The organism is Rhizobium sp. BK512 (assembly GCF_014194915.1).
Classification (GTDB): Bacteria; Pseudomonadota; Alphaproteobacteria; order Rhizobiales; family Rhizobiaceae; genus Rhizobium.
This window is the reverse complement of record NZ_JACIAS010000012.1, coordinates 67,259-92,351: the sequence shown is the minus strand read 5'-3', so window position 1 is coordinate 92,351 and position 25,093 is coordinate 67,259. Positions and strand designations below refer to the sequence as shown.

Below are 25,093 nucleotides of genomic sequence, written 5' to 3'. Positions count from 1 at the left end.
CACTCGGCTGGCGAGGCCATGGCGAGCGCAAGGAAGCTTCGGCCGTGCGACGGACGACGCCAGAAGCCTCTTCTTGAAGGTGCCAATGCCCGTCATGCCGATAGCCGGATGGCGACCTGCGACCCACCGCTGCGCGTCGACGTTTCGGCTTTCGCCTGGAAGCACCAGGATCGGGAACAAGAGCACGCGCCGAGGGTTTCCTGCGACAGGTTTCAACCCTTCTTCATTCTCATCCGAAGGCTCTCCATGACCATTCCGACCGCTACCTATCGAGTTCAGTTTCGCAACGGCATGACGTTTGATCGCGCGGGTGCGCTTGCGCCCTATCTCAGACGGCTTGGCATCAGCCATCTTTACGCCTCGCCGATCTTCAAGGCCGCGCCCGGCTCCACGCATGGTTACGACGTGACCGATGCCAATGAAATCGACCCGGCGATCGGCGGCCGCGACGGATTTGACCGCATGATCGGGGCGCTCAGGGCAGAGGGGCTCGGGCTCATTCTCGACATCGTGCCGAACCATATGGCAGCGTCATTGGAGAATACGTGGTGGCGCGACGTTATCGAGTTTGGCGAACAGAGCCGGTTTGCCCGCTACTTCGACATTGACTGGTCGCGCCGCCTGACCTTGCCATTTCTCGGCGACAGTTTCGAAAGGGTCCTTGCGGCCGGTGATGTGTCGGTAAAAGCCGATCCTCGAAGCGGCAAGCCGGCGCTCGCCTATTTCGACAATTTCTATCCGATGACGCCGGACAGCTATGCCGGGCGCGAAAGTGCCGTCCTGCAGATATCGGACAAGGCGGGCATTGCGCGTCTCCACGATCAGCAACCCTATCGGCTGATGTCCTGGCGGGATGCGGCCAGCGACCTGTCCTATCGCCGCTTTTTCGAGATCACCGGGCTTGTCGGGCTCCGGGTTGAAGACGACATGGTCTTTGACGATGCCCATCGCCTCGTCCTGGAGCTGGTTCGTGACGGAATGGTGGACGGCTTGCGCGTCGATCACATCGACGGACTGGCGGATCCAGCCTCCTATCTGCACCGATTGCGATCGAAGACGGGCCCGGCCTGCTATATTACCGTCGAAAAGATCCTCGGCCATGGCGAGCGCCTTCCGCGAGACTGGCCGGTCGCCGGCACCACCGGTTATGAATTCATTTCGTCCGTCGGCCAGGCGCTGGTCGACGCCACCGGCCTTAGCGAGCTGCGCGACGCCTATGCCCGTTCGACGGGCGCGTCGGTTGACGTCAAGCAGGAGCTGCGCGAGGCAAAACTGCTGATGGTGGACAAGAATTTCGCCGGCGAGTTCTCCGCCCTCGTTGCTCTCGCGCTGGAAATCAGCTCGAAGGAGCCGCCCCATCCGTCTCTTGCCGACAGCGCGCTACGGAGGGGGCTGCGCGAGCTGCTGGTCGCTTTTCCCGTTTATCGAACTTATGGCAGTTTCCGTGGATTGCCGCCGGAAAGTCGCTCCATGCTCGACCAGGTGCTGGGCGCGGTTCGACGCGAGCCCGGCGATGCCGATCTCGAGACGGTCGCCTTCATCGCACGCATCCTGAAGGAAGATGACGCCCGATTTGCATCGGCTGCAGCCCTGGAGTTTCGCACGCGGTTCCAGCAGCTGACCGGACCGTTGATGGCAAAATCGCTGGAAGACACACTGTTTTACCGGCACAATGCAGTGTTGGCGCTCAACGAGGTGGGTGCGGAGCCGATACCGCGCAGCTTCTCAGTTGAACGCTTCCATGCTGAGATGTCGGAACGTCTCGCCACCCAACCCGATGGCCTGTCCGCGACGTCGACGCACGACACCAAGCGGGGCGAAGACGCCCGCGCGCGCCTTTACAGCCTCACCGAGGCTCCCGGCATCTGGGTGGAGGCGGTTGACCGCTGGCGCGGCATGAGCCGGGCCAACGTCCAACATCTACCCGAGGGCCCGGCACCGGAGCCGGCAGTCGAATGGATGATCTACCAGGCGCTCGCGGGGGCCTGGCCTGTCGGCCTTGTCGCGGATGACGACGAAGGCATTCAGGCTCTTCAAGAACGCTTCCTGCCCTATCTCGAAAAGGCGTTGCGGGAGGCCAAATTGCGCACGAACTGGGGTGAGGTGAACGACGCCTACGAGGCAGCCGTCCTCGACTATGCCCGCGCACTCCTGTCGCCTGACAACAGGGGGTTCAAGACCGATTTCGTGGAAACGCTGCAACCCTTTATTCGCGCGGGGCTCGCAAACAGCCTTACCCAGACGCTGATCAAACTGGCGGCACCGGGCGTCGGCGACATCTACCAGGGAAGCGAGGGCCACGATTTCAGCCTCGTCGACCCAGATAACCGCCGGGAGCCGGAATTCGCGGCGTTAGAAGAGCAGCTCCCGTCTCAATTTTTCGGATCAGACGGCGGCAACACCGATTGGCAGACAGCCGGTTTCAAGCAGCAACTCGTCTCGGCCCTGCTTGGCCTTCGACATCAGGCGCCCGGTCTCTTTAGGAAAGGTGACTACCTGCCCTTGGCTGCCACTGGGGATGGCGCGCAAAGGATAGTGGCCTTCGCGCGGTCCGTTTCAGATCATGCCCTGATCGTCGTCGCACCCCGGCTTGTCTTCAACGTCCTGCATGCACCCGCAACGTCGCAGGTGCTGCGTCTGGCCCAGCCGGATATTGCTCTGCCACCGGTCCTTGCGAACCGCACCTATCGCAACCTGTGGAGCAGCGCCAGGGTTCAACTCGCGAAGACCCTTACGGTCGATCTGCGGGAGGATGAGCCCTTTATGGTTCTATGGGCAGAGTAGCTCCTGCTTAGGACGCGCCACCGGCATTGCGACGGGGATCTGGAAGTCGTCGAACCCATCTGGTGGGCGGCGGCGGCATTGGCGCTCGACGACGTGCGTACGCAGGCGCTCGGGTTTCGGGGCCGGAACTTTTCCGCGGGCCTTCAAGTTTCTGGCGAGGCATCCGCGCCCTATCATGAAATTTATCACCAGGGCGCGCGGCCCTATTCAGATTAGCGGCGCCGGCCGCCACGCGAGGGCTGCGTCGCGCCGATGGAAAGGCAGATTATGGAAACAACAGCGGAATCAATTGCCGCCACGCCGACGGCGCTCGCCCAGTTGGGCACGCTTGCCATTCACTATGGTCTATCACTTGCGGGTGCCCTGGTGCTCCTCGTGGGGGGATGGATACTTTCGGGGTTCGTGAGCCGGTGGGCCTATAAGGGCCTCTCACGCATTCACGGCATTGATGAGACCTTGGCCCGCTTCTTTGAAAATGTCCTGCATTACGGCCTCCTGATCCTCGTTTTCGTGATGGTCCTGGGACAGTTCGGCGTTCAGACCGCCTCTATCGTCGCCGCTCTCGGCGCTGCCGGCCTTGCCATTGGTCTTGCTCTTCAGGGCACGCTGCAGAATATCGCAGCCGGGATCATGCTTCTCGTCCTACGTCCTTTTCGGGTCGGGGAATATATTGAAACTTCGAGCATCAAGGGCAAGATCATTGAAGTGGGGCTGTTTGCCACCGAGCTGCGGACAGCCGACGGTCTATATCTGCTCGCTCCCAATTCGACCTTGTGGAACACGCCGATCGTCAACCACAGCCGGGAGCCGGAAAGGAGGCAGGAACTGTCTATCGCCGTCAGCAACGATGCCGATGTCGATCTCGCGAAACGAACGCTGCTCGACATCATCGCCTCCGACACTCGTGTTCGCCGCGAGCCGTTGCCACGCGTCTATTCCGATGACCTGTCAGCCGAAAAGACGACCCTCAAGGTTGAATATTGGGCGGCAACCGGGGAATGGACGGAGACGCGCCATGACCTGATCGACAGGCTCAAGTCAGGCCTGAAGGATAGGGAGATCGCAATCAAATAGACGACGGACCGCCAGTTCAATGTGCTCAAGCCAAGGCACTCGCTGCCGGCTCTGCAACGTCCGGACATATTTTATCCCTGCACGAGGGCGTCAGTCGCCTTCCTGAGCATTGCTGCGGGATCAGGACGCGGACCGAAGGCGCGACGTTTGATCGCCGGCCCGCCTGGCAGAATGCTCCAGAGGTTTCTCGCTTGTCGGCCACCGTACGAAAGGGGCGAGGTCATAAAGAAGGCTTGACGCTTCAGGTGAAGGTGTTTGTCATGCCCGCGTCCCAGATGGCGCGGGACACAAGGGGAGGACGCGATGACAACACCCCTCGGACGGGTTAGGGGTCTGGGCTCTGCGAAAGGCTGGACGCGATCCTATGTGCTCAAACAGGCGTCTGGGCTCGCCCTCGGCCTTCTGACGCCATTATATGATCGGCGTTGGGATTTTACCTTTTCGGGCGTGACCGAGCGTTCGTGGTCGCATCCATGGGCACTTTTTGGATCGCGCCTGCCCTCACAGGCTTCATCGTCCTCAGCGCGATCCATATGGATATCGGCATGCGCGCAATCATCGAGGATTATATCCATGGTCCCATGCGCAAGCTCGCGCTACTCTTCCTCAACTCCTTCTTTACCTGGTCGGTATGCATGGTCTGCGTGATCGCGATCCTTCGAATGATGTTCCAGAGCGTCCAGGCTTGAGGGATATCATGGCCTCCTGCCGTCATCTGTGACACCCGATCAGCGTCGATGATAATGTCGACCAGCCTTCGATCACGCCAGTTCGGAGCCGACGGCGTGCACCAGGCCTAGACCTTTGCGCGCCAACCGTCGAGCCAGCCTTCGCGATTTTCTTGATCTCGCTCTCGTTGGTCGGCACGACCAGGCAATCGTACGTATGAGGTTTTTGCCACCGCATCAGGAACAATCGTAAGACCTCCAGGTTCCGAGAGCGTGACGCCAAGCTGAAGGAGACAGCGTGCGATTCATCCCGACACTCATTCATGCAACCGTCGACTACATCGTCGGGCTACTCTTGATTGGTTTGCCCTTGCTGGTCACTATCGATGGCCCTGCTCGGGCGCTGACGATGTCTCTTGGCCTCTTCGTTCTTCTTTACAGTCTGGCAACCGATTACGAGCTTGGCGTGATCCGCTTTCTGCGCATCCGATTGCATTTGTTCCTGGACGCGCTTTCAGGGGCAATTCTGTTACTTCTGGCGGTGGCCGCCGATCTGCCCAGTCCGGCCCGGTGGCCCTACTATGTCATCGGCGCCTTGGCGCTGTTTTTGAGCGCAACAACCCGCACCCGCGCTCAAGGCACGGCGGGGGAGTAGAGCACTCACGCTCAATATAGGGAAACAAGACCATGAAAGCATTGTGCTGGCACGGCAAGGGCGACATCCGCTGCGACGAGGTGCCGGATCCGGTGATAGAGGATGGACGAGATGCGATCATCAGGATGACAGCATGCGCCATCTGCGGATCCGACCTTCATCTAATGGACGGCTATATTCCCTTCATGGAGAAAGGTGACGTTCTCGGGCATGAATTCATGGGCGAGGTCGTGGCGGTTGGCGCCGACAACAAGAAGCTGAAGGTCGGCGACCGCGTCGTCGTGCCCTTCACCATATGCTGCGGCGAATGCCAGCAGTGTCTAAAGGGCAACTGGTCGGTCTGTGAGCGCACCAATCGCAATGCCGAAAATGCCACGAAAGCCTTTGGTTATCCCACGGCAGGCCTGTTCGGATACTCCCACCTAACCGGCGCCTACGCGGGTGGACAAGCCGAATACGTGCGCGTTCCCTACGCTGACGTTTCTCCGATCGTCATCCCCAATGGAATGAGCGATGAACAGGCATTGTTCCTTGGCGATATATTCCCCACGGGCTGGATGGCCGCAGCCAACTGCGAGATCGAGCCGACCGATATCGTGGCCATCTGGGGATGCGGCCCGGTCGGTCAGTTCTGCATCAAAAGCGCTTTGATGCAGGGCGCCGCGAGGGTCATCGCAATCGACAATGTGCCGGAGCGGCTCGCCCTTGCTCGGCAGGCGGGCCGAGACGATCAATTTCGACGAAATCGACGATACGATACCCGAACTTCTCAAGGAAATGACAGCTGGCCACGGCGCCGACAAATGCATCGATGCAGTGGGCGCAGAATCGCATGCCACGGCGTCGTTCGATGCCGTCATCGACAAGGTCAAGGCTGCCACATTACTTGGGACCGACCGCCCTCATGTGCTGCGAACCGCCATCATGGCATGCCGGCCCGGTGGTATTGTCTCGGTGCCGGGCGTATACGGCGGCCTGCTTGACAAGATCCCGTTTGGTGCCGCGATGAACAAGGGACTGACGATCCGGACGGGCCAGACGCACGTCAATCGCTACGCCCTTGACCTGCTTCGCCGGATCGAAGAGGGCGAAATCGATCCGAGTTTCATCATCACTCATCGCGCGACCCTTGAAGAGGGGCCGGCGCTCTATGAGACGTTCCGAGACAAGAAGGACAAATGCATAAAGGTCGTGATGACGCCATAGGCTCGGCCGTCGCTGATGATGCGGCCACGAGTAGAGCGGCCTGCCCCTTCGACCTATCGCAAGAGGATCTGCGACAGGCGCGCCGCTTCAACCGGCTTCTGTCGTGGATGCCCCGGTTCAAAACCGGCCGCCGCTGGAATGCGCGCCTCGTTCAGATTGCGACGAGAACCTGGCATGCACTGACCCCTGACGTCAGGCGCCTGCGCTCGCAGGTGTCAGTTCTCACAATGCCGGACCGCCCGCTGTCCATCCGTGTTACCCATCCTTCTGGTCGGGCGCGCGCGCTTGTTGTCCATTTCCATGGTGGCGCCTGGGTGATGGGTGATGCGCGGCTGGAGGATCGGTTGGCGAGCCAGATCGCCGCCGACTGTGGTGCCGCCGTTGCCGTCATCGATTTCCGCAATGCGACGGATGATAATCTTGCGAGAACGCTTGAGGACACCCTGGCCGCCACTCAGTGGCTGGCGACGGACATTGCTCGTTTCGGCGTTTCACATATCGTGCTTTCGGGTGAATCATCGGGTGCTCATCTCGCAATGGAAGCCCTGTTCCATCTCCGTGCCGTCGGTTGCGGGCATGTCGTGAAGGGATTTTATGCTATATGCGGGGCGTTCGATCTAAAGGGTTCGCCCAGCCTTCGACAAAGCACCCCCGAAAGCCTGCTCATCGATGGACCTTCAGCCCTTGAAAATCTGCGCCGCTTGACGCCATCACTGCCCGAGGAAAAGCGAGGCGGACCGGCCGAGGGCAATTTCGAGGGACTTCCCCAGGCCCTCCTGATCGCAGGCCGCCTCGATCCCATCGCCGATGACAGTATCGAGGTCTTCCGACGCTGGAGACGCGCCGGAGGAGATGTTCGCTGTATCCTGGTTCCTGAAGCGGTGCACGGCTTTAATAGAATGCCGACGGCTCTCGCCGCCAAGACCAACAGGTTCGCCCGCCAATGGATGCGGACGATTATTGCGCCGGTCGCGGAGGAGCCGCCTTGATCGGGACATCCCACGCCTGAGGCGGCGGACGGCTCAACATCGCGACGCAGACCCCCTGAGACAGCCTCCAGCGCACGAGGAAATTGGGTCCCGCGGGACCGAACGCGAGGGTCATGAGGCAGGAGAAAAGGCAGTGGCGTGCATTTGATGAGCCCCCTACGACAACAGAGGCCTTCAAGGTCCGGTCGCTACGGCGCCGGCAGGGCAACCAGAAGCAAAGCTTCGATATTCCCTTCAGGTATCTCGCTGGCCGATCACGCCAGGTGATGGTATCGCGTGCGCAAATCCCACCAACAATCCACCCTCCTCGACTGGCGAGCGCGAGACGATACGAGGCCATCAAATCGGTGTAGGCTCGCCCTTGTATCTCCTGGCATGGCGTGGACGATACCGGTTCATGATTGCGGCGACACGTCGAACGCGCGGATGTTTTTCGAGAATCTCGAGATCGACCGAGAGCTTCGGCCTCCAGTTCGGATAAGTCCTGTCGGTGCCAGGAATATTGGTCGGTGCGGGTTCATCCGTCAGATCCGCCAGACGAACGGAGGCCAGCATCGAGGGCGTCATGGCGATGAATTCATGCGCGGCCATGGCGAGCTCTTCCGGCTCGCTGGCCGGTGGACCAGCGTCTGAGGCAAGGAGGCCCAAAGCTGAAAAAGCCTTCAGCACCCTTTTGCGCTCTTTAACGCGGTTGTCTTGATGTTGAATGGTTGTTTCTTCCGACACAAGCTCATGTTCCAGTCGAAGAGCGATGTCGGCGCCCTTCCACCATCCGGCGAAAGTCTGATGATCGTGCGTGGAGACGCAGGCAAGCGCGAGCTGCGGGTAGTGTTCCGGAAGAACGAAGCCTTCCTCTGTCTGCTCGTAGGACAGGATGCGATAGGAAAGGACGCCGGCCAAGGCGAGGTCCTCGCGAAGCCCATTTGCAATCTCGCCGAGGTCTTCGCCGATGACCAAGCATTTGTAATGGCGCGACATGTTCGCCAGTTGTTCCAGCATGTCATCGACGGGATAACGGACATAGGCGCCGTCTGCCGGGGTGGCATTGGTGGGAACGAGATACAGTCTAGCGAAGGCGGCGGCATGATCGATCCTGATGGCGCCAGCATACCGCATCGAAGCCCTCATCAGGCGGGTAAAGGGGGTGGGTTCACCGGCCGTGATCCTATCGGGGTGCAGAGCCGCCAGTTTCCAGTCCTGCCCCTGCGTCGCGAAGGGCTCCGGCGGGTTGCCAACAGCTGCTCCGGCCACATAGGAGGGTTCCTCGCTCCAGGTGGCCGATCCGTCGAGTGCTTCGCCAACTGCGATATCAAGATAAAGGCCGATCCGCATATTGGCCTTGCGGCAGCATTCCTGGGCCTCGCATAGCTGCACATGGGCGAGCCACTGCAGCCATTGGTGGAACTCGATATCAGCATGATGCTCCTTTTCGAAAGCATCGACGGCACCGGTGTGGGGCGATCGATATTCCGATGGCCAAGAGCCCCAGCCGGCGCCTGAACCTCTCGCGGACTGAGCGGATGACAAAGTCTCGAACAGGGCGTGAAGGCGCAGGCTTTCACCGCCCTTGCTGACGAACTCCTCGAATGCGACGTCAGGGCTTTTTCGACCCGCTTCAAAAATCGTGCGAAGGACGCCGAGCTTCAGGCGTGCCACGGCTTCATAATCGACGAGCGATCTCGCGCGTAATTCTGAAAGCTGCGCCTCGATGGCAGGGTCGTTGACGAAACCGCCTACCTCGTCCACGGCGATATAAAGGGGATTGAGAAACCTGCGATTGGAGGGCTCATAAGGGCTGCACCGCGCGGCATCGTAAAGGAAACCGGCATGCAGGGGATTAAGGCCAACAAAATCCGCGCCGAGCCTGCCGGCCATGCCACAGACAGTCCAAAGATCCTTGAAGTCACCAATGCCCCAATTGCGGCCGGAACGCAGCTCGTAAAGCTGCAGACTGAGCCCCCAAGCCGGTTGTTCGACAAGATCAGCAGGCGCATGACACCGGCTATCTTCCCCAGAAGGGATGCCGTCGACAGTCTCGCCGAGCGCAACAAGCATAGTGCGCAGATTGTCGTCAGAGACCCGCACTACACGCCCCTCGGGTGAGGGACGAACGAGCTCGATGCCTTTTTGCCTCGCCAGACGTCGGATCGAGGTGACGGCCTCTCTCATGCTGGGCCTCCCGTCAGTACATGCGCCTATCGTTAAGGCCGAATTGCATAAGCATGAACGGCCGGCGGTTTGCAGTACGCCTAAGCACGCCCCTCGAGGGCTTGTTTCATCAAAAGCGTGTAGTCAGGCAGTGACGATTGTCTGCGATCTTGCGCAATTGCGACATCGGGGACCGCTTGATAGTCGGGATGGCCTCCTTCGGCATATTGCGTCTGAGGTCCTTCGGGCCGTTCTGGCGCTTGGCGGCTCGGCAGCTGATGTTCAACCATCGTGGCACTCCGTTATTGGCTCGCAGGTCAACTTCGGGCGAGCAAATTCGTTCCGTGTCGATCGGGTGTTACTGCCGCGAGTACTTCGCTTCTCGGTCGGTTGGGACGCAGCCGTTGATCCTGATTAACGCACGCTCTGGAACAAGCCGGCCTCAACCAGGTTTTGAGCCGGTAACAACTGGAGGGTGGACATGAACTATATCTGGCTTTTCGTCGTGGCAGGAGGCGCAGCCTTGCTCGGGCTTGCCTTGGCCTTCGGCATGATCAGGCAGGATCCACGACGATCGGTCGGCGCGATGATCGGGGCCTTCCTGATTGCGATTCTGGCCGTGATTGGCGGGCTCTATGTCTCCAGGGCGCCGACCGCGCCCATCGTACCGCCTGATCGTCAAGGCACGGACAAGGCACTTCCTGCTGCGCCCGCACAGCCCGGAGCGTTACCGGGCCACCAAGACGCCCAATAATGTTCGTGTCGGCGTCGCGCGGCTGCGATCACGCCCGAGCTTGCGACAACCTCCTCAGAGTGCCTGTCTCCGGGAGCTCGCAATCCGCGGGACGGACAGGCAAGGCGGGCGGCGCGCTCGGCAGCGCGCGCAAGAAGCGCGACTACCGGCCGTCTGCCGCTTGCGCAGCCGCCCGAAAACCCGTTCGATCTACCGCCGTGCCGTTTCGGCGCGAAAGCAATGACTGTCGATCGGGCACATGGTTTTTGCTACAATCGACTTCGCGGTAATGCGACCAAACCGGTGGCAAGCTATCAATGGACAATGATGTCGGCAGGATAGTGGAAGCGGCTGGCGGTGCGACCGGCGTCATGGGCTAAGGAAGCGCAGCGGAGGCTTCGGCGCCGGCAAATATCGTACGGCCTTTCAGCGGACATCCCTGCCTTTCATTCGACCGCACGGCGGTCGGGCGACGGCAAGGCTCGCCGCATCGTCGCAGGCTGGCAAGTGCTGCTCCGTTTGGCCAATGGCAATCGGGGCAATCGCACTGTCACGTCCGCCCATCTCGGACCCCGGAGGAACCCTCACCTTTGACGGCCGTCACGGATCTAGGAAGACTGGCGGCATTCCGGCCGGAACGATTTGTCGTCTTCCGCGTTTTCATGCCGCAATGCGGAGAGCATATCAAAATGAGTACCCATTTCCATCCCGGGACCATTGTCGCAGGTCGGGCCAACGAGGTGTTGGACGTCAAGCGTTTTGCAAGCGACCACAAGCTCGACGACAAACAAACACGTGACCTCCTCCGCCTGTTTGGCGCCTTCGCGACCCGTCATGAGCTGCTCACCAACTGCGTCATACCGCGCACTACGCGTTGAGAGCACGTCGGCTGCGTAATCTCGCCCGCTGATTAGGCGCGGGCCGACGGTAGAGCGAGAAGGTGCTCATGCCACAGACGCCTTTGGCACGGACGAAAAATTGCTGCGCGTGTGGGCATTCACAAAGCTCGGGAAGAGGCTAACGCTTTTCAGCTCCCACAGGGAGGAGTAACTTGTGAAGAAAGCCTAACGCTTTTGCAGCTCCCCGCGTGGAAATCGTATGTCCGACACCCTCCTCTACCTCGAGCTCGACCTTAAATCCGGCGGCTCCGAGACGGGCTGCAGCCATCGTCGAGGCAAAAGCCGGTATCGTCTGGTCGGCCTCTCCGTGAACCAGGAGAATCGGCGTCTCGTTGCTCTTGGAAGAGACGGGCGTGGGCGGCAGAAGACCCGAGAACGAAACGAGCGCGCCAATGGTCCAGCGGCCACTGGCAACCGCGTCGAGGGCGACGATCGCGCCTTGCGACACGCCAACGAATGCGACGCGAAAGTGAGCGTTGCGAAATCCTTCTCTGTCGATGATCTCGCCAACGACTGTATCAAAGGCGGCCCGCACAGCCTCGATCCGTTCGGGCTGGAGCTGATAAGCGTCGACGTTGAACCATTGATGGCCACGCGGGTGGGGAAAGGGCGCGTCGAGAGCAACGAAACGCGCGTTTGGAAGCGACGAGCGCCAGGATGAGGCAAGCGGCATCATCTGAGCCCCTGACGCACCAATACCATGGAAGAAAATGACGAGACTATCGCGCGAAGTCATGGGATCCTTGAGATATTGCGATTGGAAGGTGGGGCGGCCGTGGCGCAACACACGAAGCCGAGTGAGAACGCCACTTTGCAGCGGCCATGCCAACTGCTTCTTTTCGGGCACGCCCGTAAATGTGTCTCTACCGCGTTGGCCGCAAGCACCCGGTGTTGCTGCGTACGCTGGGCGACAGACCCTCCGTCCCGACCGCTTTTCGCTCCGCTCTTCAGGTAAAGCGTCGGCCCAAGCAGATACTCGCTGCAAACGCGGTCGACGCCGGATCAAATTGCGCCGGAAGCGTCCTTCGCCGGCGTTCCTTCACTTCGGGCAGATCTCCACATGCGGCAGGAGCGCTGGCGGTGCCTCGCTATTGAGATCGCCTCCATCGCGAAAGGGCCACCGAATTGCCGGCGAAAGCTCCAATCCTGGCGGGAACAATCGCGTGATGGGATGGTTAGCAGGCCTTGCCAACCCAAGGAGAAGTCAATGTTCTATACAGACAACAAGCTTCAATTTCCCGTGCGTGTTGAAACGCCTGACCCGCAGTTTGCCCGCGCGTTGCAGCAGGCAATCGGCGGCGTCGAGGGCGAAATCCGGGTCGCCATGCAATATTTCTTCCAGGCCTGTGGCGCGCGCGGCAATCCGAAGTTTCGCGATCTTCTCATGAACACCGCCACAGAAGAGCTGGGCCATATCGAGATGCTTGCGACGGCGGTTGCTCTCAACCTTGAAGGTGCTCCGGTTTCGGTCAAGGACGAAGTGGCTGCCGATCCAGTCGCAAGCGCCGTCCTCGGTGGCATCAATTTGAAGAACCTGCTGTCTGCCGGTCTGTCGGCAATGCCGGTGGACTCTGACGGTGTTCCGTTCAACATGTCCCACATTTACGCGAGCGGCAACATCGCCGCAGACATGACCGCCAACGTCGCTGCGGAGTCGACCGGCCGCGTACTGGCAACGCGACTTTACAACCTGACCAACGACCGCGGCATGAAGGAGATGCTGTCCTACCTGATCGCCCGCGACACGATGCACCAGAACCAGTGGCTGGCAGCCCTCGAGGAGCTCGGCGGATCCACGGGCGTCTTTCCAATCCCCAACAGCTTCCCCCAGGAGCAGGAAAACCAGGAATTCAGCTACGCTTATCTCGGATTCCATCAAGACGGCAGCGCACCCGCTGCAGGCCGGTGGTCGCAGGGACCTTCCGTCGATGGCAAGGGCGAGTTCGTGAGCGCCCTGATGAAGCCGCTTGGTCCTGAACCGGCGCTCGGCCCAGCCCTCCCCAATAGCGGCGCCCAAAGCGAACAGATGTAACGTTAATGGCGGGCTTCAGCCCGCCATACCTAGCTACAGGGCGGGTGGTCGCCCTTGTCTTCTCCGTCTACCATTCAATCACGGCCTCCAGCCATAGCCCGTCGGCATCAAGACAGAGGGGACCAGGCCCGCCCAGCAACTGGGGTGAAGGAGCACCAGCGTCGCTGCTGAGGAGGGGCGGCAAATCTAGGTGCTCGTCATATGCTTCCTTACGTATTGTCAGCTTCCACGTCTCGTGGACGATTTGTGTTCGACGAAATCGCCGCCGGTTGTTCCAAACAGGTGTCGCATATGGCCTTTGAGGTTTTCTGGTAAACCGGCTGCCAGTCCGCGGCGTTTGCTCGTTGCCTGCGCCACCAGTCCGGCCGCGGGGTGGCAGTTTCGGTACGCTTGCGTACAAGCTCACCTCTGCCTGTTGATTTCAGGCGAGAATTGATCAACCTTCGTGTTCCAGTGAGGGAGGGGCGCAGCGCCGGGGGGCGACGCCCAAGAGGCGGGGTGGTTCGGGGCGGAACTACCCCGTCCTGGATTCGGAGCGATGGCCGCCCTCATGTCGACGCCAGTTAAGGTCGCTCGCGGACCCGACCAGATCATGTGCTATAATGAACCTGAGGGAATTACTCTCAACGATCCGTTCGCCGTGCTTGCGCCTTCGCATCTCCGCATCGTTCGAGGTCGCGCCCCTGCGCTGGGAACAGGCAGCACGGAACCACTTGCGAACAACCGTCATCCGCCTGGCCGGCGCTCTTCCACCGGATCGATCCGCTCCGTGATGCCGCTCAACCCCCAAGTCCGTGGTCGTCAACTTGATCCTGGATCGTTCGTACCCTCCGCCGTCACCATGGACATGTCCGGAAGCAGGCTCGTTTGGCACGGAACAGCTGAACGCTTGCCTAGCCATTTCAGCACTCTGATTTCGTCCAAGTCCATCCAATCAAGAAGCCGAGTACTCCGCGTCCTCAGCTTGAGGACATTGCTCAACGACCCGGCCTCGAAGTCCTCGAAAACCGCGGGATGGATGTAGGACGAGCGGCAGACGGATCGCGTGTTGACGAGTGTTGCGGCGACCCCGTCTATAGCTTGGTTCAGCTGACGGGAGAGCTCGCGCTTGGTGGACGCCGCCTTGATCGACGCAAGCGCCTCAACCGCCAAGCAGGTGGCACCCCAGGTTCGGAATTGTCTCGAACTGAAATCCTCTCCCGTAATGTCCTTGATATAGCAGTTCACATCATGCGACGTAACCTGGCGGCATGCACCGTCCTCGCAAATATACTGGAATAGGTTTTGCCCCGGCAGTTCCTGAAGTTTGCGCACCACATTGGCGATCCGGCGGTCGCTGTGCGAGAGGTTCCACTCCTTGCCTGATTTGCCTTTGAAGCGGAACCTGACGCTACCCTTCTCGACGACGACGTGACGACTGCGAAGCGTGGTCAGTCCATAGGATTTGTTCGTCTTGGCGTAGGCCGCGTTGCCAATTCGAATGTAAAGATTGTCAAGCATCCAGACGACCGTTGCTAGTGCCTTGTCCATGGTAAAGCCGCGTAAACGAAGATCGCTATCGACCCTCTCGCGCAGGTCGGGAAGCCGGCGGGCAAACTCGCCGAGGCGATCAAACTTTGCTTTGCCCCGCTCCGCATGCCATTCGGGATGATAGCGATACTGCCGCCTTCCGCGGGCATCGGTTCCGACAGCCTGCAGGTGGGAAAATGGGTTGGTGGATATGATGACATTCTCATAGGCGGGCGGAATCGCGAGGGCGTTGAGCCGCTCGATCTCTGACGGTTCTGTGATGCGCCTACCGTCCGGCCTGTAATAGTCGAAGCCATCCCCCCGCTTGTCCCGGGTGATGCCCGTTTCAAGACCGGGGACGTAGACGAGGCCAGAGGCAAGCTTGGCCTCCGCGCCCATGGTAGCGAAGCCGGTGACGATGTGGTTCATCTGCCGGTAACTTGGAGACAGTAATTCGGTTCCCTCAGGGACAACGCACCCCGGTGCGATTCGCTTCGGCTGACACTTCTAAACGGTGGGATGGCATCCGAAGTTTTTACGTCTTCGTGAGGCGGTGAGACGGCAGATCACGCTTCTTGACGATTACCCCGATGCCTACCAGACCGCGGTCTAAAGACCCGCCTCCGCCACGGTGATGCGAACCCAGGCGCTCTTGTTCGGACCATAACTTTCCGGCACCGGCGGGTGGCACTAATCGACCCTTCTCAATGAGAGACTATATCTCAACAAGCAGCACGACTTGCTCCACAAAACGCGGTTAAGCTCGTCACCTTTGATAGCGGCACCGCACGCAAGGCGAAGCAAACGGTTGGAACGGACGCCGAGCCCGCGAGCAAGACAAGGCCAAACAAAGCCGTCCAGCACCAAGTGGTCCTGGCAGGGCCGACTGAACCTGACGCAATATCGAACCGACATAGGTCTTTGCAGCGCGATGCGAGTTCGGGGGCAATAGCTGATTGCGAGGTGTTTGGTTGAAAGCACGAAAACGCAGGGAGCGCTTGCTCTCAGAGCTGGCGGGCTTGCGCCGCAGCCTGCATGCGCGCGAGCCGAAGTCTGGCGGTCTTGGCGTCGCGCTGTCGACGCTCTTCTTCAAGTGCCTCCCGTGCCGCTTGGTTCGTCCGCTCCAGAACATCCATCCTCTGCTCTGCATTCATGGTGTTTCTCCTCCGCACGATGTCAGTGTCTGGCATGGTCGCCTCCTTCTTCAGAGAAGGCTGAACGCGCTTTTGGCGCAGAGGATGCGGTACGCTAGCGGACGCAAGACCAGAGCCTTCGTTCTGAGCGGGACTTATAGGAGGAGCGCGCGGTGCGACTTTTACCTGATGGTGACGGGCGCGGCCTGAAGTCGATATGACCTTCAGGCTGCAGCCCCGAATCTGGAACAGGTCCGCGCGAGCTTCGACAGGATTGTCACAGGCTTCTTGCCTCCTGGGCAACGGGACCTAAATGGCAATTGATCGGACGGGAGATGATAATGGCAATTCTAAACGACTGGCTGGATGATCGCGTTCAGGAAATCATCGGCACGCCGGGCTTCCACCACCAGAAGTCGGATTTTCGGGATCAGGCGAAGCATCTGGTCGACAGGGGCAAGGCAGAAGGCTTCAGCGTCGCAGAGATCAAGGAAGCTTGTGGCGGAGATGTCGAGCGTTTCTTGCTGGATCATCAAAACGCGATGACTGACGTTGAAGCGCAACAGGTCACTCTGACAAGGCACTAGGCTTGCCGGTCTGCCGGCAGCAGGGTTGGGTTCTACCGCCCGGCAATGCCGCGTGCTCCTGCTCGGATCTCACGGGGGTCATGGACTTCATAGGGCGTAAGGCTAGTGGCCGCACGCCGCTGGGCTGGTCGTAAGGTCATCCTTGGCGCGATCACGTGGGTTTTAGCTCATTTCTGCCGGGCTGCCCGGGCTTTAGGGGAACTCCCTTTCTCTCCGATCGTTGTCGCCAGGAGAAAGGGAGAATGCAATGGCCGTGATCTATCATGTCGCAGAACACGATGAGGGATTTGCTTATCGGATGGAGGACGTCTGGTCGGAGACCTTCGTGTCTCACGAAGAGGCTCTGCAGGCGGCGCGCGCAGCAGCGAGCCGGCAGCGCCTCAGCGGGGAATCAACCGAAATCACCTTTCAGGATGAAACCGGCGCGTGGCAGACCCAGGAGGTTAGCGGCGAAGATCGTCCGTCGACGGATGTCATTGATGACACTTGAGCAGAAAAAGCTCCTCCAGTGTCGGGATCATGAAAGGACGCTATTGATGTCGAAGTTTGAAGCAGAAAAATCCGGTTGGCTGCGCAGCTTCATGACGGAACTCGGGATTGTCGAGCCCGCGTCGGTCGCTGAGCTCGAAGAGGACCACCGGGAAGTGATCGAGGCCTATCGGAGCGGAAAGATCACGCAGGCCATGCTGAGAGGCAGCTTGATGAACGACGAACGTGTCAGCGCACAGGTCGAGGCGTCCGCCGCCGAAAGGCAATTCTAGTTCTCCGTTGATCCGCGTCGCAAGCGCGTCCCGGTTCGCATTGACCACGACGACAACCCGCAAGAGGATACACTGGTCGCAGGACGTAGCGCTAGCGTAGCAACAGCGCAGCGGAGCCTCCTGGCGAGCGCTAATCCTTGTCTCAGTCGTCGCCCTTGGAGCGCCGTCCCATCGCTAGCGAAAACAGCCGTGCCTGCCTGTCGGCAAAGGCTCGGGGATCAACTGGCCTGTCGCCATCGAGGATGCGGGCCTCATCGAGCAAAAGCCATGCGGCATCCTGCCGGAATACCTGATCCTTCATCGCCGCGATTTCTCGCACCAGTTCGTTTCCAGCATTGATCTCCAGGATCGGCTTTGAAGCGGTCTGCAGCCTGCCAGCACCCTGAAGGATCTTTTCGAGCTGCCGATCGGGGCCATGTTCAGGGGCAACCAGGCAGACCGCGCTTTGCGTTAAGCGGGCGGAAACACGGACATCGGCCACAGCCTCGGCCAGAGTGGCTCGCGCAAAATCGATAAAGGCGGCGACGTCCGCGGACGACTGGGAACTGTTGTCGCGATTATCCAGTGCATCGTCCAGGCCGTCCAGATCGGCTGCACCTTGAGTTATCGATTTGAAGGTTTTGCCTTCATAGTCAGGGGCGTTTGTCGGCCAGAAGCTATCGACTGAATCGGTCAGAAGCAGCACTTCAATATTTTTTGCTCGAAAACCTTCCAGCTGGGGCGACGCGTTCAGCTGATCAATCGAGGACCCACTGATATAGTAGATCGCGGTCTGTCGATCTTTCATGTCGGCAAGGTACTCCGCCAGGCTGCGTGTCTCCTGACCGGAAAAGGTGGTGCGAAAGCGCGCGAGCTTGAGCAGCTGGACGCGCCGTTCGAAATCCTCGTAGATGCCCTCCTTGATGATCGCGCCGAACAGGTCCCAGAACGTCTTGAAGGTCTGGGCGTCATTCTCGGCCATCTTCTCCAGTGCGGCGAGAACACGCCCGGTCACACCCTTTCTGATCGCGGCGAGAATCGGGCTTTCCTGGATCATCTCACGTGAGATGTTCAACGGCATATCCGCCGTGTCGACGATGCCCCGCACAAACCGCAGATAGCGCGGCAGCAACTCGGCCTCGTCCGTGATGAAAACCCGCTTGACGTAGAGCTTCATCCGACCGTGGCGGTCTGGATCGAAAAGATCGAAAGGCTGCGAGCCCGGGATGAAGGCGAGCGCGGTATAATCCTGGCGCCCTTCGGCGCGGAAGTGCACAGTGTGCAGGGGCTCGTCGTATTGGCCCGACACGCCTCGATAAAAATCGTCATATTCCTGTTTCGAAATTTCAGTCTTGGGCTTTGTCCAAAGCGCCAGGCCGTCCGTGACCTGCTGCGGATCGCTTCCCTCCTTTTCGACCAGGCGGATGGGCACGGGGACATGGCCGGACTGCTCGCGGATGATGTTCTCCACCGTCCACCGGGCAGTGTATTTCTTCGCGTCGCCCATCAGGTGAAGCACGACGCGGGTTCCTCTCGTCGGAGCACTACTACCATCGACGCCGACAATATCGTAGCTGCCCTTGCCGTCGGACGACCACCTCCATGCCTCCTCACCGCCGGCCCGCCTGGAAATGACATCGACGCGATCGGCAACCATGAAGGAGGAGTAGAACCCGACGCCGAACTGGCCTATCAGCTCGGCCTTTTCCCCGCCTTTCGCGGCCTCGATCCGTTCCATGAAGGCGCGGGTGCCCGACCGCGCGATCGTGCCCAGCGCATCGATCATCTCCTCTCGGCTCATGCCAATGCCGTTGTCCTCCACACTCAGTGTCTGCTTGTCTTCATCGAGGCTGACGAGGATTTGCAGCTGCGCGCCGTCTGCGCTGAGATTGGGCTGGGAAATCGACTCGTAGCGAAGTTTCTCGCAGGCATCGGCAGCATTCGAGATCAACTCGCGTAAGAAAACGTCCTTGTCCGAATAGACCGAGTGCACCATCATGTGCAGGAGGCGGCTGACATCGGCTTCGAATGGATGTTGTTCAGGCTGACGTTCGTCTGTTCTCATAGATCTTCCCTCATCTCTTGCGTCGCACCTGCGGTCCGACGCAGATTCGACCGGACAACTTAGTTCACCGTGCGCAACAGGCAAGATCCTAAGCTTTCTCCCTCAGCGCTCAGGCTACCCGAACCCGGGTTTTCGCGAGTGCCCTGCTCGATATCAGCGCGGCGGCTACGACCGGCACGACTGTCCAGTAAGAACAGCGCACGCCGAAATACTCGGCGACGAAGCCGAGCAGCGGCGGCCCCGCGAAAAAAACCAGAAATGTCGTTTGTCCCAGAGCTGCCACATTGACGGACGGTGCGCGATCACCCCTCCCCGCCGCTGCGGAAATTGCCAGTGGATAGACAGCCGAACATCCGATGCCGGTCAGTGCGAAGCCTGCGAGCGCAACCACCGCATGCGGGGCCGTCGCCACCATGACCAGGCCCGCGGCGGTGATGAGAAGCAGGCTCCTGGCGACGGCGAGCGCATCAAAGCGGTCAACGAACTTGTCCATGACGAGCCTGCCAATGGCAATCATGAGGGAGAATATCGTGACGCCAAGGCCCCCAACGAAGGGAGATGCCGCGAACACGTCGCGCATGTAAATCGCCGACCAATCCACGCTTGACCCTTCGGCGAGCAAGGGTGCAGCGCCGATCAAGCAAAGAGGTAGGAGGCCGAGGGTCGGCAGCGCGATCAGGTGCTTGCCGATTTTGGGTGTGTTGTCTCGGCGAGGCGCGGTTTGGATCTGCGTGAAGATGATCGTTCCACTGATCAGGATCAGCGCAAGCGCTAGCGCCATGTGAATCTCGACTGGTATCGTCGCTTGACGCATGATCGCGCCGACGAGAGCCGTAATGAAGAAACCGGTGCTCCACATGCCATGCGCGCGGCTCATAATCCTTCGTCCAAGCCGGGCTTCGTGGCGATCGGTTTCGATGTTCGCGTTGATCTCGAAGGCGCCGGTCAGGATACCAGCCACAAACAGGACCGGAGCGGCGGCGACCGCCGAAGGCATCCAGGGAACAAGGGCAAATCCGGTGCTTGCGCCAAATACTGTCAGGAAGGCCATGGTGCGGGCGCCGAACCTTTCGATCACCGGAACGGAGAAGGTCAGGCCGAATAGAACCCCTGAGGACATCGACACTAGCAGAATGCCGAGCTGGCCCTCGGAGAGTGCAAATCGGGCCTGGAGGTCGGGGAGGCGTGACAACAAAGCTCCGAGCATGAAGGCGACCGCGAACTGGATGAAGAAGATGCGCTGATGTGGCTGCATGAGCGGGTCAAAGCGTCGGGTTGGAGCGATCGAAGCGCGGATGTTCAACGAGGATTGGAAACGCAAAGGACCTCATTCTTGTTCCGGATCCCCGGCAAGAGGAAGCAGCGATTTGGCCTGCCTGCTCGCTTCGGGGTGGTGGTGACGACACAACGCTCGCCTGCCACCTCGGTGGGAGAATGTCCTCGTAGCAGGGCCACGACGCCATCTCTTGCCCCTTATTGGCATCGCAACCTCGCAGAGGCCCGAAATTACGTTCTTCGGCGGCAGCAAAAAGCCCCCGCGATAAGCGGGGGCTCTTTTCCGGTCTTTCTGAAACGTTCACCCGATAGTGGGTTGGGGGCGTGCAATCGAGTGACGCCTTTGAAACCTGCAGCGTGACAGAAAGTTCCCACCAGCTTGAAGATCCTGATCGAACAACTTCACCCCCAAGACAGGAGGACAAAGCGGTTGACTGGTAACAGCTCACAGCCAAGGGGCCTCGTTCGTTACTGTCGACTGCCGATGCTCTAGCTGCCGAAAGGGTTCCCGTCGAATGCTGACAAGAGATACGCACCCAACTGATATCTGATCAAACCTTGATCATTGCTCCTTCGCGCGTTCATTCCGGTCCATCAGACCTGATGTCACCTTCGTGGCACCTCTTTTTAACGTCGGCTTTTGTCCGCTCCCGCAGGTTTATTCTTTTGAGGAACGACCCAGCCAAGATCTAGCGTTGAAGAAAGCCCGGCCGACGATCTTGGCCGCGTGCTCGTCCGGCTAGACGAGGATAAGGCACAACTTTTTCACGTCCTGTGCGTTGATGTGACAAATTGGCGATGGAGCGTGTCTGGTGACGAGACTGAATGTTGGAACTTTGGCAAAAGCCGGCTATGCCGCGAGAGGCGTCGTCTTCCTGCTCGTTGCTGCGATGGCCCTCTTCTCGGGTTTGGCCGGCGGCAGGCCAGATACAAAATCAGCTTTGTCGACACTTCTTGATCAGCCCCTCGGACGGGTCTGGGTTGGCACCATTGGCCTCGGTCTGCTCGGCTTCGTGGCCTGGCGACTTGCGCAGTCGCTTGCAGACAGCGATGGACATGGATCAGGCAGCAAGGCACTGGCCATCAGGGCCGCGCTCCTTGGTAGCGCCTTGGCCTATATCGGGCTGGCGAGTTTTGCCATCAGTCACGCCCTGTCGGCGGGCGGTGGCGGGCAGTCCTCGGGCGAGCAAAGTCTTGCACGTTGGATCATGTCCCAACCCTACGGTGCGTATTTAGCGATGGTGGTGGGGCTTGGCTTCATCATCGGCGGGGTGATAACGTCGATGAAGGGGCTGACGCGCAAATTCGAGAAATATCTCCGCTTGCCCGATGCGAAAGGGTTCATGCGTGTCGTTTGCATCTATGGCCTTGTCGCTCGCGGTATTGTGTTCGCCCTTACAGGCCTGCTTTTCGCATACGCGGGTATTACGGTAGACCCCGATCAGGCAGGCAGCATGTCGGATGCGCTGACATGGTTGCGACAGCTCCCCTTCGGTGCGCTCCTCTACATTTTGGTTTCTCTAGGCCTAGCCGCATTCGGGCTCTACAATCTCGTCGAGGCGCGTTACCGCGTCGTGCATGGCCCCTCCCTCAACGACGTGAAGAAGGCCGTGATGATCCCACGGTCGTGAAGGCGACTATCGACGCCCATCCCGCCTCTTTCAGAGATGTTCGCGCCACGTGTAGGCTCCGGAAATATTCTCGCTCTAAAAGTGTCGGATTCACGGGAAGAGACATCGCGTCGACGCCGGCGTTCATGGATAAACCTCCGCGGCATGGGCCGCCTCGGCGAAAGTCCGTCGCGCCAGGTCGGTGCTGCCCAGCCGACTGGTTGCATCGACGCACCTGCGCCTTTCGGCATCGCAGAGGGGACCGCACCGCTGAAGACCATGTGCGGTTGAGGACCTGCAATGCTGCCTCCAATCCGTCGATGCGTTGGCGGTGCCCGTCGGCGGTACGGACAAACACCGGCGGCTCCCAGATAAGATGGAAGTCGACATTGATAATCTTGCTCATTGAGCTGGTCCTGATCGCGGTTTGATGGGGTCGAACCAAGTTGAACGGCGGTTGTTCCTGCGTCAAATGACTTGGTGCGCAAGCGTACCGGCTCGGCTTAAGCATGATCTCCACAAGCACCTTCGATCCCGGCATCGACGGGAGCCTTCTGTTGCGGCGCATCCTTTCGTGTGCACCCTTTCGGGTCCAGTATGACCAACGCCTCAAGCCTACCCGAAGATATCGAGATTTCTTCTTTTGCTACGTCGCCAACGCTGCAACTTTCAAGGTTCAGATCTTCGGTCGTTCCGACGGTAGCAGGCACGTCATGACGTCGGCGGCGTCCGCGACGTTTTTCTCAGGCCCGAAGCAATGGTATCAGCAAAGAGACTTGTCGCCGCGGCGATTAGCATCAAGGACATTCCGAGGAGGCTGCGGAGACTAACGGGTTCTCCTGCCAGAAATGCTCCAACCACGACCGCGATGGCGGGAGACACGAAGGCGAAGCTGCCCGCTTTGGCCGGCCCGATGTCTCGCAAAAGCTGCACATAATATCGGTATCCGAGAAGAGAGCCGAAGATAACGAGGAAAAGCCATGCGCCGATGACTGGCGAGCCGGAATGCCACGCCCCCAACCGCGTCATCGCCAATAGCGCGTCTGGCTCGGATACCAGTGACCAGGCAAGCAGTAAGCAACCGCCGATGAGCATCGTCGAGCCCGATAGAAACGTGCTGCCGTAACGGGAAACAAGCGGGCGCGCCATAACTGAGCCCCATGCTGAGGAGATCGCCGCCCAGCCTATCGCCAGAAGTCCGAGCACAGATTGGCCTTCCGACCCCGCCTGCCTCAGCGCCGGCATAAAGAGGATGCATAGACCTGCAATCCCGAGCATCATGGCGCCAGCGCCGACGGCATTCCAGCGTTCTTCACCCGCAAGAACGCCGAAGGCCAGAAGCGCAAGGGGCGTCAGCGACATCTCGACAACTGCCGACGTGCCTGAGGAAACGAACTGCATACCCCAGAACAGCGGGCCATAGCACAGGGCGATCATCAATAAGCTGACGATTAGGAGCCGTATGAGGTTGTCCGGAGAAAAAGACTCGAGACTTTTGCCTCTTCCGGCCCATGCGAGCATCACCAACCCCGCGGCGATGAACCGCGTTGCTGCAAAAAGGCTCGGTGGCACGGCCTCTACCCCCGTCTTTACGGCAATCCAGGTGAGCCCCCAGAAGAGACAGAGGACGACGAACTTGAGATGATGTCGTGATACCGTCATGATCAAAACCTTGCGAATGCAACGGGTAAAGAGTACTTATACCGTGACGAACTTTCGAAACACGAACTTGTTCCTTGGAATATGGCCAGCACGACCTCTGATATGCCGCTGAGTGGCGGCCATGCCGCCCTCGATTTTGTCAACACGGTCGACAGCCGCCGGGGACGCTGGGGCCCGGATCTGCTGGGCTCGCTCGGGGATCTTGTCGTCCTCGCCGAAAGACTTGGTCTTGTGGACCCTCTAGAAGGCGAACACCTGAAACGCGTGGCGGCAGCAGATACCCAGGATGCCGGGATCGTCCTTCTCGAAGCGGTCAACTTGCGGGAAGTCGCCTATGGCGTTTTCCTAGCTGAGGACCGAGGAGGTGTCGCATTGACATCGCAGTTGCGGGTTCTTGAGCAGGCTGCTCGCAAAGCACGCGCTCGCGAGGTTTTGAAAATGACGCCTGAAGGCTTGCGGTGGAAACTGCCGCTTGAGGAGAGACGCGATATTGTCGACCTGTTTGCACTGGCGGTCGTCGAACTTCTTATAGATGCCAGCGTGCGTCGGCCCGTACGCGAATGCAAGGGCGACAATTGCGGGTGGCTGTTTCTCGACAGGTCGAAAGGCGGCAGACGGATATGGTGTTCGGAGGCGAGTTGCGGCACGCGTGAGAGGTCCAAGCGGCTTCGTTCACGGCGAAACCAGGATCAAGGAAAGAGCACACTTTGACGCGAGGGCATGCTTGGGCCTCACCAATGAACAAGGGTCGGCACCTCGCGATTTGCCGGACCATGACGCGCAATGACCGATCGACGACGTGCGAACAAGTCGATGCCGAAGGCCTTCCTAGAAGCCATAAGCGCGGCGGCTCCTTTACCTTTTCCTAACATCTAAAATACATCATCAGCATGCCGCAGGAGACAATCGCTACCAAGCTTGAACGCGTAGCGCTAAGACGGCACCTAGACAGGTGAAATCATGAACCGCGTTTTGGCCGTTCTCTCACTCGCTTTGCTGACCAGTTGCTCCCATACGGATCCGCTCGAAGTAGGAAGCGTGACGTCGGCGCCCCGAGCCGCACCCTTTAGCGACCAAGCGGTGATCGCCGCTGTCGTGGGGACCGGAGAGGTCGGGACTTACGCTCTTGCATGGGCCAACCCGGACACTGGCAGCGCCGGTGTGATTGAGCGTATCGACCCTGCCAATGGAGTTGCAAACGGCTGTCGGAAGTTCGTAACCAGCCAGCAATCGCTCGAGGGCGAGACACGTTTCGACGGGATCGTTTGCCCCTCCGGCAACGTCTGGACACTTTCGTCTGGCACATGAAGAATACCGAAACGTC

General features: G+C 59.7%; 22 protein-coding genes and 1 pseudogene. 16 read left to right on the top strand and 7 right to left on the bottom strand.

What is annotated here, in order from left to right:
* Window positions 1–18 precede the first annotated feature (18 nt).
* From treY to FHX06_RS32070, 6 genes and pseudogenes are all read left to right on the top strand, one after another.
* Window positions 19–2,784 carry a malto-oligosyltrehalose synthase gene (treY, locus tag FHX06_RS32095; RefSeq protein ID WP_246715730.1) on the top strand — a complete coding sequence of 922 codons (2,766 nt, stop codon included), beginning with the start codon at window positions 19–21 and terminating at the stop codon, window positions 2,782–2,784.
* A 264-nt stretch (window positions 2,785–3,048) separates the two neighbouring features.
* The gene (locus FHX06_RS32090; protein WP_409564444.1) at window positions 3,049–3,858 is read left to right on the top strand and encodes a mechanosensitive ion channel family protein; all 810 of its coding nucleotides are present in this window, start codon (window positions 3,049–3,051) and stop codon (window positions 3,856–3,858) included.
* A 473-nt stretch (window positions 3,859–4,331) separates the two neighbouring features.
* Window positions 4,332–4,547 (top strand): succinate dehydrogenase, hydrophobic membrane anchor protein, encoded by a 216-nt coding sequence (locus tag FHX06_RS35810; protein ID WP_246715729.1) that lies wholly within the window; start codon window positions 4,332–4,334, stop codon window positions 4,545–4,547.
* A gap of 277 nt (window positions 4,548–4,824) precedes the next feature.
* Entirely contained in the window at window positions 4,825–5,181 is a 357-nt protein-coding gene (locus FHX06_RS32080) for a hypothetical protein (RefSeq protein WP_183882228.1), read from the top strand.
* A gap of 32 nt (window positions 5,182–5,213) precedes the next feature.
* Window positions 5,214–6,387, top strand: a pseudogene (locus FHX06_RS32075) (zinc-dependent alcohol dehydrogenase).
* Window positions 6,360–7,376, top strand: a complete 1,017-nt coding sequence (locus FHX06_RS32070) for an alpha/beta hydrolase (RefSeq protein WP_183882226.1) — start codon at window positions 6,360–6,362, stop codon at window positions 7,374–7,376. Before FHX06_RS32075 ends, FHX06_RS32070 begins: the two are co-directional and overlap by 28 nt.
* A 339-nt stretch (window positions 7,377–7,715) precedes the next feature.
* Here the strand turns inward: FHX06_RS32070 and malQ are convergent, their stop codons facing one another.
* On the bottom strand, window positions 7,716–9,545 hold the full coding sequence (gene malQ / locus FHX06_RS32065; RefSeq protein WP_183882224.1) for a 4-alpha-glucanotransferase: 1,830 nt from the start codon (window positions 9,543–9,545) through the stop codon (window positions 7,716–7,718).
* Window positions 9,546–10,005: 460 nt separating this feature from the next.
* On the opposite strand from malQ, the gene FHX06_RS32060 reads away from it, so the two are divergent.
* Both FHX06_RS32060 and FHX06_RS32055 read left to right on the top strand, forming a co-directional pair.
* Window positions 10,006–10,278 (top strand): hypothetical protein, encoded by a 273-nt coding sequence (locus FHX06_RS32060; protein WP_183848987.1) that lies wholly within the window; start codon window positions 10,006–10,008, stop codon window positions 10,276–10,278.
* Between the two features lie 569 nt (window positions 10,279–10,847).
* Window positions 10,848–11,135 carry a hypothetical protein gene (locus FHX06_RS32055; RefSeq protein WP_246715728.1) on the top strand — a complete coding sequence of 96 codons (288 nt, stop codon included), beginning with the start codon at window positions 10,848–10,850 and terminating at the stop codon, window positions 11,133–11,135.
* Between the two features lie 139 nt (window positions 11,136–11,274).
* Here FHX06_RS32055 and FHX06_RS32050 read toward each other — a convergent pair whose 3' ends face one another.
* A complete protein-coding gene (locus tag FHX06_RS32050) occupies window positions 11,275–11,892 on the bottom strand; it encodes an alpha/beta hydrolase (protein ID WP_112543364.1) in 618 nt (205 codons plus the stop codon).
* A gap of 471 nt (window positions 11,893–12,363) precedes the next feature.
* On the opposite strand from FHX06_RS32050, the gene FHX06_RS32045 reads away from it, so the two are divergent.
* The gene (locus FHX06_RS32045) at window positions 12,364–13,188 is read left to right on the top strand and encodes a manganese catalase family protein (protein WP_183882222.1); all 825 of its coding nucleotides are present in this window, start codon (window positions 12,364–12,366) and stop codon (window positions 13,186–13,188) included.
* An 801-nt stretch (window positions 13,189–13,989) separates the two neighbouring features.
* Here the strand turns inward: FHX06_RS32045 and FHX06_RS32040 are convergent.
* Entirely contained in the window at window positions 13,990–15,126 is a 1,137-nt protein-coding gene (locus tag FHX06_RS32040) for a DNA topoisomerase IB (RefSeq protein ID WP_183882220.1), read from the bottom strand.
* 575 nt (window positions 15,127–15,701) lie between these two features.
* Window positions 15,702–15,887 carry a hypothetical protein gene (locus FHX06_RS32035; protein ID WP_183882218.1) on the bottom strand — a complete coding sequence of 62 codons (186 nt, stop codon included), beginning with the start codon at window positions 15,885–15,887 and terminating at the stop codon, window positions 15,702–15,704.
* 284 nt (window positions 15,888–16,171) lie between these two features.
* Between FHX06_RS32035 and FHX06_RS32030 the strand changes: the two genes are divergently transcribed.
* The 3 genes from FHX06_RS32030 to FHX06_RS32020 all read left to right on the top strand — a co-directional run bounded on the left by FHX06_RS32030 (window position 16,172) and on the right by FHX06_RS32020 (window position 17,178).
* Entirely contained in the window at window positions 16,172–16,417 is a 246-nt protein-coding gene (locus FHX06_RS32030) for a hypothetical protein (RefSeq protein ID WP_183882216.1), read from the top strand.
* A 247-nt stretch (window positions 16,418–16,664) separates the two neighbouring features.
* Window positions 16,665–16,907 (top strand): hypothetical protein, encoded by a 243-nt coding sequence (locus tag FHX06_RS32025; RefSeq protein ID WP_183848973.1) that lies wholly within the window; start codon window positions 16,665–16,667, stop codon window positions 16,905–16,907.
* Between the two features lie 46 nt (window positions 16,908–16,953).
* A complete protein-coding gene (locus tag FHX06_RS32020) occupies window positions 16,954–17,178 on the top strand; it encodes a hypothetical protein (RefSeq protein WP_183882214.1) in 225 nt (74 codons plus the stop codon).
* Between the two features lie 142 nt (window positions 17,179–17,320).
* Here the strand turns inward: FHX06_RS32020 and htpG are convergent, their stop codons facing one another.
* Together htpG and FHX06_RS32010 are read right to left on the bottom strand one after the other, a co-directional pair.
* Window positions 17,321–19,222, bottom strand: a complete 1,902-nt coding sequence (htpG, locus tag FHX06_RS32015; protein WP_183882369.1) for a molecular chaperone HtpG — start codon at window positions 19,220–19,222, stop codon at window positions 17,321–17,323.
* Window positions 19,223–19,331: 109 nt separating this feature from the next.
* The gene (locus tag FHX06_RS32010; RefSeq protein WP_183882212.1) at window positions 19,332–20,477 is read right to left on the bottom strand and encodes an MFS transporter; all 1,146 of its coding nucleotides are present in this window, start codon (window positions 20,475–20,477) and stop codon (window positions 19,332–19,334) included.
* Between the two features lie 856 nt (window positions 20,478–21,333).
* On the opposite strand from FHX06_RS32010, the gene FHX06_RS32005 reads away from it, so the two are divergent.
* Complete coding sequence (locus FHX06_RS32005) at window positions 21,334–22,128, top strand: DUF1206 domain-containing protein (RefSeq protein ID WP_018114265.1); 795 nt, start codon at window positions 21,334–21,336, stop codon at window positions 22,126–22,128.
* 144 nt (window positions 22,129–22,272) lie between these two features.
* Window positions 22,273–22,398 (top strand): hypothetical protein, encoded by a 126-nt coding sequence (locus FHX06_RS36125; RefSeq protein WP_018114264.1) that lies wholly within the window; start codon window positions 22,273–22,275, stop codon window positions 22,396–22,398.
* Between the two features lie 420 nt (window positions 22,399–22,818).
* Here FHX06_RS36125 and FHX06_RS32000 read toward each other — a convergent pair whose 3' ends face one another.
* Window positions 22,819–23,769, bottom strand: coding sequence for a DMT family transporter (locus FHX06_RS32000; RefSeq protein ID WP_183882211.1), 951 nt, complete (start codon window positions 23,767–23,769; stop codon window positions 22,819–22,821).
* A 102-nt stretch (window positions 23,770–23,871) separates the two neighbouring features.
* Between FHX06_RS32000 and FHX06_RS31995 the strand changes: the two genes are divergently transcribed.
* Window positions 23,872–24,480 (top strand): CGNR zinc finger domain-containing protein, encoded by a 609-nt coding sequence (locus tag FHX06_RS31995; RefSeq protein ID WP_246715727.1) that lies wholly within the window; start codon window positions 23,872–23,874, stop codon window positions 24,478–24,480.
* Window positions 24,481–24,729: 249 nt separating this feature from the next.
* A complete protein-coding gene (locus tag FHX06_RS31990) occupies window positions 24,730–25,077 on the top strand; it encodes an RT0821/Lpp0805 family surface protein (RefSeq protein ID WP_183882207.1) in 348 nt (115 codons plus the stop codon).
* Window positions 25,078–25,093: the final 16 nt, after the last annotated feature.

Coding starts and splice junctions, on each gene's coding strand:
- treY (WP_246715730.1), top strand. CDS start 19: ATGGCGAGCGCAAGGAAGCTTCGGCCGTGCGACGGACGACGCCAGAAG.
- FHX06_RS32000 (WP_183882211.1), bottom strand. CDS start 23,769: ATGACGGTATCACGACATCATCTCAAGTTCGTCGTCCTCTGTCTCTTC.
- FHX06_RS32025 (WP_183848973.1), top strand. CDS start 16,665: ATGGCCGTGATCTATCATGTCGCAGAACACGATGAGGGATTTGCTTAT.
- htpG (WP_183882369.1), bottom strand. CDS start 19,222: ATGAGAACAGACGAACGTCAGCCTGAACAACATCCATTCGAAGCCGAT.
- FHX06_RS32060 (WP_183848987.1), top strand. CDS start 10,006: ATGAACTATATCTGGCTTTTCGTCGTGGCAGGAGGCGCAGCCTTGCTC.
- FHX06_RS32040 (WP_183882220.1), bottom strand. CDS start 15,126: ATGAACCACATCGTCACCGGCTTCGCTACCATGGGCGCGGAGGCCAAG.
- FHX06_RS32020 (WP_183882214.1), top strand. CDS start 16,954: ATGTCGAAGTTTGAAGCAGAAAAATCCGGTTGGCTGCGCAGCTTCATG.
- FHX06_RS32050 (WP_112543364.1), bottom strand. CDS start 11,892: ATGACTTCGCGCGATAGTCTCGTCATTTTCTTCCATGGTATTGGTGCG.
- FHX06_RS32035 (WP_183882218.1), bottom strand. CDS start 15,887: ATGCCAGACACTGACATCGTGCGGAGGAGAAACACCATGAATGCAGAG.
- FHX06_RS32070 (WP_183882226.1), top strand. CDS start 6,360: ATGCATAAAGGTCGTGATGACGCCATAGGCTCGGCCGTCGCTGATGAT.
- malQ (WP_183882224.1), bottom strand. CDS start 9,545: ATGAGAGAGGCCGTCACCTCGATCCGACGTCTGGCGAGGCAAAAAGGC.
- FHX06_RS36125 (WP_018114264.1), top strand. CDS start 22,273: ATGGGCCGCCTCGGCGAAAGTCCGTCGCGCCAGGTCGGTGCTGCCCAG.
- FHX06_RS32030 (WP_183882216.1), top strand. CDS start 16,172: ATGGCAATTCTAAACGACTGGCTGGATGATCGCGTTCAGGAAATCATC.
- FHX06_RS32045 (WP_183882222.1), top strand. CDS start 12,364: ATGTTCTATACAGACAACAAGCTTCAATTTCCCGTGCGTGTTGAAACG.
- FHX06_RS32010 (WP_183882212.1), bottom strand. CDS start 20,477: ATGCAGCCACATCAGCGCATCTTCTTCATCCAGTTCGCGGTCGCCTTC.
- FHX06_RS35810 (WP_246715729.1), top strand. CDS start 4,332: ATGGGCACTTTTTGGATCGCGCCTGCCCTCACAGGCTTCATCGTCCTC.
- FHX06_RS31990 (WP_183882207.1), top strand. CDS start 24,730: ATGAACCGCGTTTTGGCCGTTCTCTCACTCGCTTTGCTGACCAGTTGC.
- FHX06_RS31995 (WP_246715727.1), top strand. CDS start 23,872: ATGCCGCTGAGTGGCGGCCATGCCGCCCTCGATTTTGTCAACACGGTC.